Genomic DNA, 14,722 nt, shown 5'->3' on the forward strand with positions numbered 1-14,722 from the left:
CCAAGGCCGTCGGAACTGGGGGCGGCCGACGACGTGCAGGGTCCCCGCCCACCCGGCCACGCCTGTCCGGGAATGGGCCGCTACGCCGTCCCGGCACGGCGACATCGCCCAGCGGACGACGACATGACCCCGGCGGCGGGCCGCACCCTTCAGGAGGAGTCGCGCACGACCAGCTCGGTGGGCAGGAAGACATGACGCCTCGCCACCCCGGGATCGGCGATCTCCTCAAGGAGGATGCGGGCGATGGTCGAGCCGATCTCCTCCACCGGCTGCCTGACGCTCGTCAGCGACGGGTAGGCGTAGCGCGCGATGTAGGAGTCGTCGAAGCCGACGATCGCGACGTCGTCCGGCACGCGCCGTCCCTGGCGCCGCAGTTCGAGCATGGCGCCGGCCGCCATCACGTCGGAGGCGGCGAACACGGCGTCGAGGTCGGGCGCACGTTCAAGCAGCGAACGCATGGCGAGCATCCCGCCCTCCTCCGTGAAGTCGGCCGAAGCGACCAGCCGCTCGTCCGGCGCCATGCCCGCCTCTTCGAGGGCGGTCGTCCATCCCCGCAGCCGGCCGCGGGAGACATCCATGTCGAGGGGCCCTGAGATGGTGGCGAGGGTCGTGCGGCCCCGGGAGACGAGGTGCCGGCCCGCCTCCTTTCCGCCGCCCAGGTTGTCCGACACCGCGTGGCTCAGCGACTCCGCGGGCGAGCGCCGGCCCGCCAGGACCGTCGGCAGGCCCATGTCCTCCAGGATTTTGGGCAGGGGGTCGTGCTCGTGCACCGAGACCAGCAGGACGCCGTCCACCCTGCGCTCCGCGACGCTGTCCGTGAGCCGGTTCCGCTCACCGCTGTCGCGGACGAGCATGAGCTGGAGTTGCGTGCCCGTCGTCGCGAGCACGGTGCTCACGCCCCGGATGACGCCCGCGAAATAGGGCTCCGAACCGAGCCTGCTCTCGGACTCGGGGATCACCAGCGCGACGGAGTTGGTGCGTCGCGTCACCAGACCTCGGGCGACCGAGTTGGGGACGTAGTTCAGTTCGGCTATGGCGGCGAGCACCGCGGCCTTCGCCTCGTCGCTCACGAGCGTCGAGCCGTTGATGACCCTTGACACCGTGGTGCGCCCCACACCCGCCCGCGCCGCCACGGTTTTGATGGTCGGCCGCTGCTGCGCCCCCATGTCCGTCTCCTCGTCCGGCCCGGTCGCACGCCGGTTCGCCAGCGCATTGTGCCAGAGATGCGCGGCGGCGAGCCGGTCCGGAACTCGCCCTGCGACTTCTCACTGTGACGAACACCGTTCAAGTTCTTGACACAGGGCGCGCTCAAGCGCCAGTCTTCCGGCACTCGATGGGAACGTTCCCACCGCGTTTGGGAACGTTCCCAATCCTCACTCCGGCCGGCCGTCCCAGTCGACCGGCCCGTACTCGGTGCGTCGGCGCCGCCGCCTGAGAGGACACGTACATGAAGGTCACCCGGAAGCTGTTGCGTACGAGAGGCATCGCCGTCATATCGGCCGTCACGGCTCTCGGCCTTCTCACCGCATGCGGGGGCAGCGACTCCGGCGGGACGGGGGGAGGCGTCAAGGACGGCAAGACCACCATCACCATGGGCCTGTTCGGCGTCATGGGCTTCAAGGAGACCGGCCTCCTCGACGAGTACATGAAGCTCAACCCGAACGTCCGCATCGAGGCCGAGGTCGCGGGTGACGAGCAGACCTACTACACGGCTCTGCAGACGCACCTCGCCGCCGGCAGCGGCCTCAAGGACATCCAGGGCATCGAGATCGGACGCGCGAAGGAACTCGTCGACACCCAGGCCGACAAGTTCGTCGACCTGGGCAAGGTGCCCGGCACCGACCACTTCCTGCCGTGGAAGCTGAGCCAGGTGACCGGCAAGGACGGCAAGGTCATCGGACTCGGCACGGACATCGGCCCGATGGCCGTCTGCTACCGCAAGGACTTCTTCGAGCAGGCCGGCCTGCCCACCGACCGCGAGCAGGTCGCCAAGCTGTGGGACGGCGACTGGGCGAAGTTCGTCGCCGCCGGCAAGCGGTTCAAGAAGGACTTCAAGGGCGGCAAGGTCGCCTTCATGGACAGCTCCAGCGGCCTGTTCAACGCGATGATCTACGGCAACTCCCAGCAGTTCTACGACAAGGACGGGAAGCTGATCTACGAGGACAGCCCCGTCGTCCAGGAGGCCTGGGACCTCGCCTCCGAGGCCGCGACCTCCGACCTGACCGCCAAGCTGCGGCAGTTCCAGCCCGGTTGGGACCCCGGACTCGCGAACAGCACCTTCGCCACCACGGTGTGCCCGGCGTGGATGCTCGCCCACATCAGTGAGAAGGCCGGCGACCAGAACAAGGGCAAGTGGGATGTCGCCAAGGCCCCCAAGGGCGCCAACTGGGGCGGCTCGTTCCTCGGCGTGATGGAGAAGAGCCCGGTGAAGGAGGAGGCGAAGAAGCTCGTCGCCTGGCTGACCGCACCGGAGCAGCAGGCCCGCCTCTTCGAGGAGATCGGCAACTTCCCGTCCTCGCAGAAGGCGCTGGAGGCGCCCGAGGTGACGAACGCGAAGTCCGAGTACTTCAGCGGCGCGCCCATCGGCCGGATCTTCGGCACCGCCGCGCAGGAGATCCCCGACGAGCAGGTGCTCGGCCGCAAGGACGGAACGATCAAGGACATCTTCTCCCAGGGACTGACCTTGATCGAGTCCCAGAACCAGAGCCCCGACAAGGCCTGGGAGACGACCGACGAACGCATCAAGAAGGCCGTCGGCTGACCTTCGCCCAGAACTCCGGCGGGCGGACGCGCACGACGCGTGCGCGACGGCCGCCGGAGTACGCCCAGCCCGCATACCGTCACGCCTAAGGACCACCGGTGTCCACTCAGACCTCAACTGCCGCGGCCGGCCGGCAGCCCACCAAGAACGCCGCCGACCCCTCCCGCCCCGCCCACGGGGGCCGGCAGCCACGCAAGGACGGCCGCTGGAGCGCCCTTCTCCACCGGCTGGACGTGAACGGGGCGCCGTACGCCTTCATCGTCCCCTTCTTCGTCGTCTTCGCCGCCTTCAGCCTGTACCCGCTCCTCTACACGGCCTGGATCTCCCTCCATCACGCCGAACTCGCCACCATGGACCTGATGGAGTGGGTCGCGCTCGACAACTACACCGCCCTCGCCCAGGACGACCGCTTCTGGAACGCCCTGGCCAACACCATCACCATCGGCGTCCTCTCCGCCGTCCCGCAGCTGCTCATGGCGCTCGGCCTCGCGCACCTGCTGAACTACCGGATGCGCGGATCGACGTTCTTCCGGGTGGCCACCCTGACGCCGTACGCGACGTCGGTGGGTGCCGCGGCGCTCGTGTTCACCATGCTCTTCGAGCGTGACTTCGGCATGATCAACTGGCTGTTGAGCCTGTTCGGCTTCGACCATGTCGACTGGGAGAGCAACAAGTGGGCCGCGCAGATCGCGATCTCCACGATCGTCATCTGGCGCTGGACCGGATACAACGCCCTGCTGTACCTGGCCGCGATGCAGGCGATCCCGCTCGACCGCTACGAGGCCGCCGCGATCGACGGGGCCTCGCGCTGGCAGCAGTTCCTCAAGGTCACCATCCCCGGGATCCGGCCCACGATCGTCTTCACGATCGTGCTCTCCACCATCGGCTCCACCCAGCTCTTCGGTGAGCCCCTGATCTTCGGTCAGGGACCGAACGGCATCACCGGCGGAGCGGACAACCAGTACCAGACCCTCGGACTGCTGCTCTACGAGGAGGGCTGGAAGAACTACCAGATGGGCCGGGCGGCCACGGTGGCGTGGGCGATGTTCCTGCTGCTCGTCCTCATATTCGCTGCCCAGCGCCTGCTCAAGCGGCGCTCAGCGCGCTCGTCCTGACCAGGAGATCCCCTCATGACCACCGACACCCTCCGGGCCCGCCGGGACGTGCTCGCGACCTCGCCCGGCAAACGCCCCTTCCGGCTGCGCAGGGCGATCGGGGCGGGCCGCCAGCACCACGCGAGCCCCGTCACCTACATCCTGCTCGCCATCGCGGCCATCACGTCGCTCTTCCCGCTGTACTGGACGATGGTGGCGGCCTCCACGGACAACACCCGGGTCACCCAGACGCCGCCACCGTTCCTGCCCGGCCCGCACCTCTTCGAGAACCTGGGCAGGGCCTGGCAGGACGCCGCGCTCGGCAAGGCCATGGTGAACAGCATGATCGTGGCCGGCACCATCGCCACCTCGACGGTGCTGTTCGCCACGCTCGCCGGCTTCGCCTTCGCCAAGCTGCGCTTCCGGGGACGCAACATCCTGCTCACCCTGGTCATCGGGACGATGCTGGTGCCGCCGCAGCTCGCGGTCGTGCCGCTCTTCCTCATGATGACCGACCTCGGCTGGGGGCAGAAGCTGCCCGCCGTCATCTTCCCCACGCTCGTCAGCGCGGTCGGCGTCTTCTTCATGCGCCAGTACCTGGCCGACGCGCTGCCGGACGAACTGGTCGAGGCCGGCCGTGTGGACGGGGCGCACTCGCTCCGTATCTTCTGGAGCATCGTCCTGCCGGTCGCCCGGCCCGCCATGGCCGTGCTGTTCATGATCACCTTCGTGCACGCTTGGAACGACTTCTTCTGGCCGTTCATCGTGCTGGACATGACGAACCCGACGGTCCCCGTCGCCCTCACCCAGTTGAGCGCGGGGTACGTCCGGGACCAGTCCCTGATCATGGCGGGCGCGCTGCTCGGCACGCTCCCCCTGCTCGCGATGTTCATCGTCTTCGGGCGTCAGATCGTCGGCGGCATCATGCAGGGCGCCGTCAAGGGCTGACCAGGCCCTCCCGAGCCCCCTGTCGTCTCCCCCCTCACCCATCGACTGTCATTCCGGAAGGACCCGCGTGGTTATCGCCGCTGGACACGAACTGTCCTCGACCGAGGCCCCCACCGCCCTGACGTTCCCCCCGTCGTTCACCTGGGGCACCGCCACGGCCGCGTACCAGATCGAGGGCGCCGCCGCCCTGGACGGACGCACGCCCTCCATCTGGGACACCTTCGCCCGCACGCCGGGCAGGGTGCGCAACGGCGACACCGGTGACATCGCCACCGACCACTACCACCGGTGGCGGGAGGACGTCGCGATCATGGCCGACCTCGGCGTCGGCGCGTACCGCTTCTCCCTCGCCTGGCCCCGCGTCCAGCCGACGGGTCGCGGGCCCGGCGTCCAGAAGGGGCTGGACTTCTACCGCCGGCTCACGGACGCACTGCTGGAGAAGAACATCCAGCCCGTGGCGACCCTCTACCACTGGGACCTGCCCCAGGACCTGGAGGACGCCGGCGGCTGGCCGGAGCGCGCCACCGCGGAGCGTTTCGCGGCGTACGCGGCCCTCGCCGCCGACGCGCTCGGCGACCGGGTGCGGACCTGGATCACGCTCAACGAGCCCTGGTGCAGTGCCTTCCTCGGTTACGCGTCCGGGGTCCACGCGCCCGGGCGCACCGACCCGGTGGCGGCGCTGCGCGCGGCCCACCACCTCAACCTCGCGCACGGCAAGGCCGTCGAGGCCCTGCGTGCGGGCCTTCCCACCCTCGCCCAGGTGGCGGTCACGCTCAACATCCACCATGTGAGGCCGCTGACCCAGGACGCCGAGGACGTGGACGCCGCGCGCCGGATCGACGCGCTGGCGAACGGGGTCTTCACCGGGCCGATGCTCAAGGGCGCCTATCCGGAGGACCTGCTGCGCGACACCTCGCGGCTGACGGACTGGTCGTTCGTCAAGGACGGGGACCTGCGGGAGATCTGCCAGCCGCTCGACTTCCTGGGAGTCAACTACTACACCCCGACCGTGGTCTCGGGCGGTTCGGCCGAGTCCAGCCACGGATCCGACGGTCACGGCAGGAGCGACCACAGCCCCTGGCCGGCCGCCGACGACGTGACCTTCCACCTGCCGCCGGGTTCGACGACCGCGATGGGCTGGGCCGTGGACCCCACCGGTCTCCACGACCTGCTCCTGGACATCCGGCGCGAGTTCCCCCGGCTGCCCCTCATGATCACCGAGAACGGCGCCGCGTTCGACGACTACGTCGACCCCTCGGGCGAGGTGAACGACCCCGACCGGATCGACTACCTCCGAGGCCATCTGGCGGCCGTGCACCGCGCGATGGAGGCGGGCGTCGACGTCCGGGGCTATTTCCTGTGGTCCCTGCTGGACAACTTCGAGTGGGGCTACGGATACAGCAAGCGCTTCGGGGCGGTCTACGTCGACTACCCCACGGGCAGGCGCATTCCCAAGGCCAGTGCCCGGTGGTACGGCGACGTGGCGCGCTCGGGTGTGGTGACGCACCGGACCTGACGGAGAACCGGGAAGGTCCGCGGGCGGCATCGGGCCGGCGGACCGCGTGGCCCGCGCCGGGAGCACCTCCTCCCGGCGCGGGCTTGGCTCAGTCGAGCTTGTGGTTCGGCCGTCGGACCGTGGTGGTCGTGGTGGCGGTGCCGGTGGCGGTGGTGCCGCCCCCGGTGACCAGGGCCTTGTTGGTGACCCGCTGGGGAGCGTTCCGGGCGATGTCGACCGTCAGGGTCAGCGTCGGATAGTTCTCGCCGGGCTCCAGGACGTCGTCGCGGGTGCAGGCGAGCGGAGTGCGCGTGCACCTCCAGCCCGTCCCGGAGAATCCGACGGCCCGCAGCCCCTTCGGCAGGACGTCGGTCACGGTGACGGTGCTGCCGTCGGTCGGCCCCTCGCCCGTGTTGGTCACGCGCAGCCGGTACCTGCCCTGACCCCCGGCGACGAACGACCCACTCGTCGTGATCTTCAGCAACGTCCACGCGGGCGGGTCGTCCGAGGGCGTGACCACGCCGACGGCCGCCCCGACCGGGAACTCTCCGACGGGGACGGTGTCGACCACGTCGTTGGTCTCGGTGTCGATCACCGACACCGTGTCGTCCTCGGCGTTGGTGGCATAGACGCTGCCGCCGTCCGGCGACACGTCCACCCCGCGCGGGTCACCGCCGACGGGGACGGTGTCGATCACGTCGTTCGTGGCGGCGTCGATCACCGAGACCGTGTCGTCGAGGGCGTTGGTGACGTAGACCGTACCGCTGTCCGGCGACACGGCCACCTGTTGAGGGGTGGTGCCGACCGGGACGGTGTCCACCACGTCGTTCGTCGCCGCGTCGATCACCGAGACCGAGTCGTCCGCCTCATTGACGACGTAGACGGTCCCGCCGTCCGGGGACACCGTCACCGCGGTGGGGAGGGCGCCGACGGGGACGGTGTCCACGACGTCGTTCGTCGCCGTGTCGATGACCGAGACGGTGGCGTCGCCGGAGTTCGTGACGTAGACGGTGCTGCCGTCGGGCGACACCGCTACCCCGATGGGGAGGTTGCCCACGGCGATCGTGTCGACGACGTCGTTCGTGTCCGTGTCGATCACGGACACGGCGTCGTCGTTGAAGTCGGTGACGTAGACGGTGGCGCCGTCGGGCGACACCGCGACCTGCTGGGGTCCGTTGCCCACGTCTACGGTGGCCACCACCGCGTCGGTGGCCGTGTCGACGACGGACACCGTGTTGTTGGCGCTGTCGGCCGTGTACACGCGGGTGCCGTCGGGCGACACCACCACGCCGGACGGGCCGGGCCCGACCTCGACGGTGGCCACCGTCTCGTTCGTGGCCGTGTCGATCACCGACAGCGTGTCGTCGACGAAGTCGGTGACGAAGGTGTAGGTCCCGGGCGGCACGGCCCGGGCGGATTGCGGGACCATCGCGGGCAGGGCCGCACCGGACGTCAGGACGAGTGCCGCGACCAGGCCCCGCAACACCCCGCTCCACGCCGGCTGCCGGCTCCGCCCAGGTCGGGGCGCACCAGCCTCCGCAGGCGGCGGATCCCCCGGGGCGCCCTCCACATCCGGACCTTCGCTATGACGGACAGCCACGAACTACCTCCCGCACGCCGCACCTTGGACACCGCGTCGGCGCCCCTCGACGCCGACAAACCAAGGCAGAGCATGACAGGAAAGGTCATTTCTTATGCTTTTTGACACGCGTCTCGCCCGCTGATCGACACGGAGGGCGGGCCGGCCGGGCCGGAATCCGCCGTCGTCCACCGGCCGGGCCCCGCGCGTGGCGGGGCCCGACTTCCTGGACCGGCCGGGGCCGCGTCAGCCCTGGCGCGCCTTGAAGCGCGGGTCCTTCTTGTTGATCACGAACGTCACGCCACGGCGGCGTACGATCTGCGCCCCCGGCTTGGACTTCAGCGAGCGCAGCGACTTGCGCACCTTCATGACTCCGCACCTCCTGTGTGCATACGGGTCAGCAGCGGGCGCCCGACCGACGCCCGCCCGGCGGTCGGGCGAAGGCCCTCCGCTCAGCGCTCCTCACGGAAGAGCACGTGCTCCCCGGCGACCGGGTCGTACTTGCGCAGGACCAGCCGGTCGGGGTCGTTCCCGCGGTTCTTGCGCGTCACATAGGTGACGCCGGTACCGGCCGTCGACTTCAGCGTCACGACGGGACGCGTGGCGTTGCGTGCCATGAGGCCTCCTTTCACCCACCGTGAGTGGCGAGCGCATGCCATTCACAGAGTCATGAACAGCGGCCCTCTCCTGCGCATTCCCGACCCGGCACCGAGGCGTACAGCGCGGCCGCCGCCGTGTCGTACAGCGCCTCCTCGGCCTGCTCCCAGGTCCAGCCGCTCTCCGCCACGAGCGTGCGCCAGCCCGTGGGGCCGAACCACAGCCACAGCAGGTCCGCCGTCCGCTGCACGGGGCAGCGAGGTGGTGGCGTCAGTCCGTGCAGATGGCGGGCGGCGGCGTTCAGCGCCTCCCGGTAGGCAGCCGTCGCCCTCGCCCACAAGCCGTCGGCGCTCTCATGGACCGGAAGCGCCTTGCGGATCGCCTCGTGGACGGTGAACTGGCTCTCGTTGCCCTGGCGCGTGCCCCGCGCCAGGGCGTGCAGGACGGCGTCCGGCGTACGCAGGCCGAGGACGTGCTCCATGGCCTGTTCGTAGCCGGATGCCGAGACCCCCTCGTCGACGATCCTGTCGAGGATGTCGCCCTTGCTCCCGACGCTGGCGAAGACGGTCTTGGAGGACACACCGGCGGCGGAGGCGATGTCCGCGATCGTCACCCGGCCGTATCCCCGCTCGGCGAAGAGTTCGGTGGCCCGCCGCATGATCACCTCGCGGGTACGGACGGCGGCCTGCTCCCGCAGGGGAGAGACGTAGGCGCGCTTGCTCGGCATGGCGCCACTGTAGCCAGTCGAGGGGCTGTTTGAAGTATTCATTAGGTGCTCTGTAACCTCAATCTCGCGAGGCGGAAGCGCCCGCCACCCGGCACGACGTACGCGAGAGGGACCGACGACGTGGGCATGAACCCGACCGAACTGGCGCAGGGGCTTTTCGAGATCCTCGTGACCCAGGACGCGGCACTGGCCGCCGAGGTGGTGGCGGAGGACTTCCACAACCGGGAGGCCACCGTCTCACCGGCCGCCTGCTCGCTCCCGGGACCGGCGGGCGTGCTGGCCTCCGGCGCGTGGATGCGCTCGGCCTTCGACGACCTGAGGTTCGAGATCCTCGGCATCGCCGGCAACGACGATCAGGTCTGGCTCCGCCTGCGCATGCGGGGCCGTCACACGGGCGCCTTCGTCACGTTCCGCGACGGCGCCCTGGACCAGGCCGTACCGCCCACCGGGCGCGAGATCGACTTCGAGCAGATCCACGTGCTCGACGTGCGCGAGGGCAAGGTGGTCCGGCACGAGGCCGTGCGTGACGACATCACCATGCTCGGCCAGCTGGGCGTCTTCCCACCCTCCCCGGCGGTCGCGCTGCGCATGCTGGCCTGGAAGGCGACGGGTCGCGCCGCTCGCGCGGCCGACCTCGTCAGCCGGGCCGCGGCGGCCGCGGCCGACTCCCGTCACGCGCCCGGCCCGGTCGGCTGACCTGCGGCCGCGCCCTGTCGAACGACGCCGACTTCCTTGTCCACCAGGGGACTTGCCCCTGTCGCGTCGCCGGTACGGCAGTAGGGTGAGACGGTGACCTCCTCACCGGAAGACTCGTCGCGGCTGATCGGCGAAGACGACCGCGAGACGGCCGTGCGACGTCTGCAGGAGGCCTACACCGAAGAGCTCATCACGCACGCGGAGTTGGACGAGCGCCTGCACCAGGTGCTCACCGCCACGGCACGCGGCGAGCTCGTGTCGGCCCTGGCCTCGCTCCCGGCGGAGCAATCGGGCACCACGTCGACGATCGCCGCGGCCGGCGGGCGGATCAAGCGGAGCGGCGCGTGGCGGGTGCCGCGCACCCTCAAGATCGAGTCCGCGTACGGAAAGGTGCGCCTGGATCTGTCCCGGGCGGTGATCGAGCATCGGCTCGTCGACATCGAGCTGCATCTCGGCACCGGCGGCGCCAAGATCACGGTGCCTCGTGACGCGGTCGTCGACGTCGAGGGCCTGGTGGCCGGGTGGAAGGACCTGCGTTACAAGGTCCCGGGGCGGTCCCGCCCCGGCGGGCCGAGGATCCGGATCTCCGGGACCATGGGATTCGGCCGGCTGAAGATCCGCCACGCCCGCCGCTGAACGCCCGGTGCCTCCGCGGGGTGTCCCACGGAGGCACCGTCCGCGGGGTCTCCCGCTCAGGCACCGTCCGTGGGGGTCTCCCGCGGAGGCGTTCGCTCAGCTTCCGAGCGAGTAGGCCCGCTCCACCGTCTGCCGGACCGTGTTGCCGGCCTGGTCGGAGGCCGTGACACGCAGGGTCACGTATCCGCCGTGCCGGTGGTCCCCGGGCGACTCGACGGTGGCGGTGAACCGGTTGTGCCCGCGGTCCTTGGTGCGGACCTGCGCCTTCCACGTCCTGCCGTCGTCGAAGGACGCCTCGACCTTCAGCCGGACCCCGGCGGGCGCGGCGAGCCCGTCCTGGTGCCGGACCGTGAGGTCGAGTTCATGGCGCTTCCCGCCGTCGACCCTGTTCCACAGGTCGGCCTCGACGTCGTAGTCGACCTGGAGGAGCGGCAGCACCGTCTGCTCGGCGGCGGTGTCCGAACGGAAGGTCCACGACGTGGCGGTCCGCGTACCGGTGCGCCAGTAGTCGGTGAGCCGCTCCGTGGTCAGGTCCAGCCGGTACTCGGCCTTGCCGGCGGGAACCGGGAAGTTCCCCCAGGCGGCGCCGGAACTGCCCACCGCCTCGCCGTTGCGGTGGAGGACGGCCGTCACCTTGTCACCCGCGGGGTAGCCGGGCTCGTCCAGCGTTCCGGGGGCTCCGGTACGCCCGATGCCGCCCGACAGACCGGGGGCCTGCTTGCGGGCCCAGTGGCCGGCCACCGCGTCCGTGTACTCCGGGACGGCCAGGGTCATGACGTCGCCGTCACGGACGGACGGGCTGCTCCAGCCGCGCGGGATGGACGGCCGCACCACGGCCTTGTACCACTCCTCCTCGGTCCTCTCCCCCGCCTCGAAGTTGCGAGGAGCGTCCCGCAGCCCGGCGCGCATGGCGAAGTCCGCGTACGGGGTGGTGATGAAGTCGACGTAGTGCATCCACTGCGTGTCCCCGGAGGTGACGTACTCGGAGCGCGTCCGGCCGGTCGGCACCGCGCGCGAGGTCTCCATGGTGACCTTCGCGAAGGGGCGCCAGCTGAAGCGCTGCTCTGCGGTCCAGTCGAGCGCGCCGGTGTCCGCGTAGGACGCCTTCACCCTCGCGGTGTTGCGGTCCGAGACGGTGTAGGTGACGCCCTTCGGGATCTGGTCCTTCCAGATCGCCCTGATGTCGTACAGGTACGGGCTCGCGACCGTCCCGGAGATGTCGACGACGGTCTTGTGCTGCTTCATGTGCTGCAGCAGCTTGGCCCCGTCGGCCGCGGTGACCCGGATGACCGGGACGGCGGAGCGGGTGTCCGTCGGCTGCCAGCGGGTCCAGGCCACGAGCCCTTCGGGCAGGACGATCACCAGGCCCTTGGCACCGGCCCGCGCGGCCGCCTTCGCGAGCTCGTACTCGCCCGAGGCGGTGTCGTCGCGCATCACGGCGAGCTTGCCCCGTACAGTGTCCGGCCGCAGGTCCGGGTTCTCGATGGTCCCCGCGTACACGGCGGTCAGCCGCTCACCCTTCGGGTCGAACGGGGTGGAGCGTGCGAGGTAGTACGGGTCCAGGTCGAGATCCGCGCCGCGGACCTCGGTCCTGAGGTCCGGAGCCACCATCTCCCAGCGGGTGTTGAACTCGAACTCGCCCTCGGTGACCTTGGACGTGGGAGTGACGTACAGGTCCACCGACCCGCCGCCGTCCTCGTAGTAGGTGGTCTGGGCCATCGCCGTACCGTCGATCTTCCGGTACGTCTGGTACGTCGCGTTGTTGCGCCGCTCGGCAGGCAGGGGCGTGCGCATGCGCACCGGTTCGGCCTTGCGCGCGTCCAGGGTCACCGTCGTGTCCCCGGCGACCTTCACCTCGGGCTCCACGGCGTAGATGAGCCGCGTGGCGCCGCCGCTCTGGTGCAGCAGCGCGCCGCCGACCTGGTAGGTGCCCTCCTCGACCTCGAAGGCCAGTGGGTCCCAGCTGACGAACTGGACGTCCGTGTCGCCGCCGAAGACGTCCACGATGTTCCAGCCGGTGGGCTCACCGTCCGGGCCGTGCGAGTCGATGGTGACCTTGTGCATCGGGGCACGGACGACCAGGCTGACGGTGGTGTGGAGCGCGCTGCCGTCGGAGGACGTGGCGCTGACATAGCCGTAGTACGTGCCGCGGCCGGCCTTGACCGGGTCGACCCGCACCGGAACCTCAGCGGTCGCGCCCGGGGCGATCCGGACGGTGCCCGTGCCCATGGTCAGGCCCTCCGCGGGCAGCGCCCTGCCGCCGTTGGTGGCCAGCGTGGCGCGCAGGTCCAGCGAGACCTCGGTGTCGGAGTGGTTCGTGTAGCGGATCACTCCGGCCCGCTCCACCGGGGCTGCGTCCCTGCCGAACGGGCCCATCGCGAGCGTGCCGGTGGCGGTGACGGGCGCGGAGAAGGCCGCCTTGACGTCGACGCGGCCGCCGCCCTGCTCGGTGGGGGTCTGGCCGGAGATCGTACGGGACGTGCTGATCAGCGCGTCCTTGAGCTGCTGCGCCGTCCAGTCGGGGTGCTGCCCGGCGAGCAGCGCCGCCGCACCCGCCACGTGCGGGGTCGCCATGGAGGTGCCGTCCGCGGCGACGTAGTGGTCGTCGATCGGAGCGCCCATGGTCGTCCCGGTGGCGCGCGCGGCGACGATGCCGACGCCCGGGGCGGTGATGTCCGGCTTCACGGCCTTGTCACCGAACCGCGGGCCGCGGCTGGAGAAGGGGGCGAGCGAGTCGTCCCGGTCGACGGCGCCGACGGTGAGGGCGGCGTCGGCCACGCCGGGCGAACCCACCGTCATGTCGCCCCGCCCGCCGCTGTTTCCGGCGGCGACGACGAACAACGCGCCGCTGCTGCGGGAGATCTCGTTGACGGCGAGGCTCATGGGGTCGGTGCCGTCGGACTGCATGTCCGCGCCCAGGCTCATGTTGACGACCTTGGCGCCCTCGGCCGCGGCCCATTCCATGCCCGCGATGATCTGGGACTCGGTGCCGGAGCCGTCGTCCCCGAGGACCTTGCCCACGATCAGGTCGGCGCCGGGCGCGACGCCCTTGCGCAGGCCGCCCGAAGCGGCGCCGCTGCCGGCGGCGGTGGCGGCGACGTGCGTGCCGTGCCCGAAGAGGTCCCGCGTCGAGCCGCTGCCGGAGAAGTCCCTGGCCTCGGAGACACGGCCCGCGAGGTCGGGGTGCGTCTGGTCGGCACCGGTGTCGAGGACCGCGACCTTGACACCCTCGCCGTGCTGACCGGCGGCCCAGGCGGCCGGTGCGTTGATCTGCGCGGTGCTGCGGTCCAGGGTCGGACGCACCTTGTGGTCCAGCCAGATCTTCGGCGTCGCCGCCACCGCCCTCGCGACCGACGCGTCGGTCGCGGGCGCGAGTTCCTTCCAGAAGGCCGCCAGGTCCTGGTCGGCGACGCGCAGGGCCTGGGCGTCGATGCTCCGCAGGTGCCGGGGGCCGCCCGTGCCCTCGTGGAACTCCGCGAGCGCGTCCGTCCGTTCGGCCGCGGCACGCGCCGAGCCCTGGGAGGCGGAGACGATCAGGGGCAGGGCGTCGGTGTGCGCCGTGTCGTAGCCCTCGGCGATGAGGGCGGCGACGTCGAAGAGCCCCGCGTCGAGCCGCTCGCTGCGGACCAGCGGCGCCGCGTCGGACGGCAGGACGGTCAGGCCGCCGTCGCGTTCGGTCACCTGGAAGAAGACGTCCTCGCGCCCCGGCGCGCGCCGCACCGAGGCGGTCTTCCTGCCGTTCGGGGCGTCGTTGACGGTGACCAGGTCGCCGGTGATCAGTCGCACGGTGGTACCGCGCACGTCGGATGCCGGCGCCGAGGCGGGGGCCTTCGGCGGGGACTGGGCGGCGACAGGCGTGATCGCGCTCGCCGCCACCATGGCCGACATCGATATCACCGCCCAAAGGCGGATGCGTCTCATGGGTGGTTACAGCCTTTCTTGTCACTTCCCGGCATCGGATCAGGGCGGCGCGTACCGGCCTGTCACACAGGGGACTTGTGGGACGAGCGGCATCCGGCCGCGGCATCCGGGTGCCGGGTGCCGGGGCGCGCCGCCGCTGTCGGGGGGCGCGGCCGGCCTCAGGGGGGCCGTGCTGCGGGTCAGGCCGGGGCGGAGCGCGGATCGGCGGCGGCCGTCCGGGCCGTGCTCGGCACCTCGCCGACAGCCGACGTCGATCCCGGCGCCGTGC

At 70.9% G+C, this 14,722-nt stretch carries 12 protein-coding genes; 6 read left to right on the plus strand and 6 right to left on the minus strand.

Annotation, left to right across the window (positions count from 1 at the left end):
• Positions 1-149: 149 nt before the first annotated feature.
• A complete protein-coding gene (locus tag ACZ7LV_RS16710) occupies positions 150-1,166 on the minus strand; it encodes a LacI family DNA-binding transcriptional regulator (protein WP_471939988.1) in 1,017 nt (338 codons plus the stop codon).
• 281 nt (positions 1,167-1,447) lie between these two features.
• Here ACZ7LV_RS16710 and ACZ7LV_RS16715 point away from each other — a divergent pair, with 281 nt between their 5' ends.
• The 4 genes from ACZ7LV_RS16715 to ACZ7LV_RS16730 all read left to right on the plus strand — a co-directional run bounded on the left by ACZ7LV_RS16715 (position 1,448) and on the right by ACZ7LV_RS16730 (position 6,319).
• Positions 1,448-2,761, plus strand: a complete 1,314-nt coding sequence (locus ACZ7LV_RS16715) for an ABC transporter substrate-binding protein (protein WP_471939990.1) — start codon at positions 1,448-1,450, stop codon at positions 2,759-2,761.
• 98 nt (positions 2,762-2,859) lie between these two features.
• Positions 2,860-3,876 (plus strand): carbohydrate ABC transporter permease, encoded by a 1,017-nt coding sequence (locus ACZ7LV_RS16720; protein ID WP_471939992.1) that lies wholly within the window; start codon positions 2,860-2,862, stop codon positions 3,874-3,876.
• A 15-nt stretch (positions 3,877-3,891) separates the two neighbouring features.
• Positions 3,892-4,803, plus strand: coding sequence for a carbohydrate ABC transporter permease (locus ACZ7LV_RS16725; RefSeq protein WP_471939994.1), 912 nt, complete (start codon positions 3,892-3,894; stop codon positions 4,801-4,803).
• Positions 4,804-4,876: 73 nt separating this feature from the next.
• On the plus strand, positions 4,877-6,319 hold the full coding sequence (locus tag ACZ7LV_RS16730) for a GH1 family beta-glucosidase (protein ID WP_471940480.1): 1,443 nt from the start codon (positions 4,877-4,879) through the stop codon (positions 6,317-6,319).
• 88 nt (positions 6,320-6,407) lie between these two features.
• Here the strand turns inward: ACZ7LV_RS16730 and ACZ7LV_RS16735 are convergent, their stop codons facing one another.
• The 4 genes from ACZ7LV_RS16735 to ACZ7LV_RS16750 form a co-directional block, all read right to left on the minus strand.
• Positions 6,408-7,781 carry a YVTN family beta-propeller repeat protein gene (locus ACZ7LV_RS16735; protein WP_471939996.1) on the minus strand — a complete coding sequence of 458 codons (1,374 nt, stop codon included), beginning with the start codon at positions 7,779-7,781 and terminating at the stop codon, positions 6,408-6,410.
• A gap of 342 nt (positions 7,782-8,123) precedes the next feature.
• The gene (gene ykgO, locus ACZ7LV_RS16740; protein ID WP_385383332.1) at positions 8,124-8,246 is read right to left on the minus strand and encodes a type B 50S ribosomal protein L36; all 123 of its coding nucleotides are present in this window, start codon (positions 8,244-8,246) and stop codon (positions 8,124-8,126) included.
• An 83-nt stretch (positions 8,247-8,329) separates the two neighbouring features.
• Positions 8,330-8,494 (minus strand): 50S ribosomal protein L33, encoded by a 165-nt coding sequence (gene rpmG, locus ACZ7LV_RS16745; RefSeq protein WP_365453762.1) that lies wholly within the window; start codon positions 8,492-8,494, stop codon positions 8,330-8,332.
• Between the two features lie 50 nt (positions 8,495-8,544).
• Positions 8,545-9,201 (minus strand): TetR/AcrR family transcriptional regulator, encoded by a 657-nt coding sequence (locus ACZ7LV_RS16750; RefSeq protein WP_471939999.1) that lies wholly within the window; start codon positions 9,199-9,201, stop codon positions 8,545-8,547.
• A gap of 126 nt (positions 9,202-9,327) precedes the next feature.
• Here ACZ7LV_RS16750 and ACZ7LV_RS16755 point away from each other — a divergent pair, with 126 nt between their 5' ends.
• Both ACZ7LV_RS16755 and ACZ7LV_RS16760 read left to right on the plus strand, forming a co-directional pair.
• Positions 9,328-9,897, plus strand: a complete 570-nt coding sequence (locus tag ACZ7LV_RS16755; protein WP_471940001.1) for an ester cyclase — start codon at positions 9,328-9,330, stop codon at positions 9,895-9,897.
• Positions 9,898-9,990: 93 nt separating this feature from the next.
• Positions 9,991-10,533, plus strand: a complete 543-nt coding sequence (locus ACZ7LV_RS16760) for a DUF1707 SHOCT-like domain-containing protein (protein ID WP_471940003.1) — start codon at positions 9,991-9,993, stop codon at positions 10,531-10,533.
• A 96-nt stretch (positions 10,534-10,629) separates the two neighbouring features.
• Here the strand turns inward: ACZ7LV_RS16760 and ACZ7LV_RS16765 are convergent, their stop codons facing one another.
• Positions 10,630-14,454, minus strand: a complete 3,825-nt coding sequence (locus ACZ7LV_RS16765) for a S8 family serine peptidase (RefSeq protein ID WP_471940005.1) — start codon at positions 14,452-14,454, stop codon at positions 10,630-10,632.
• Positions 14,455-14,722: the final 268 nt, after the last annotated feature.

This window comes from Streptomyces sp. NPDC107562 (assembly GCF_055657325.1).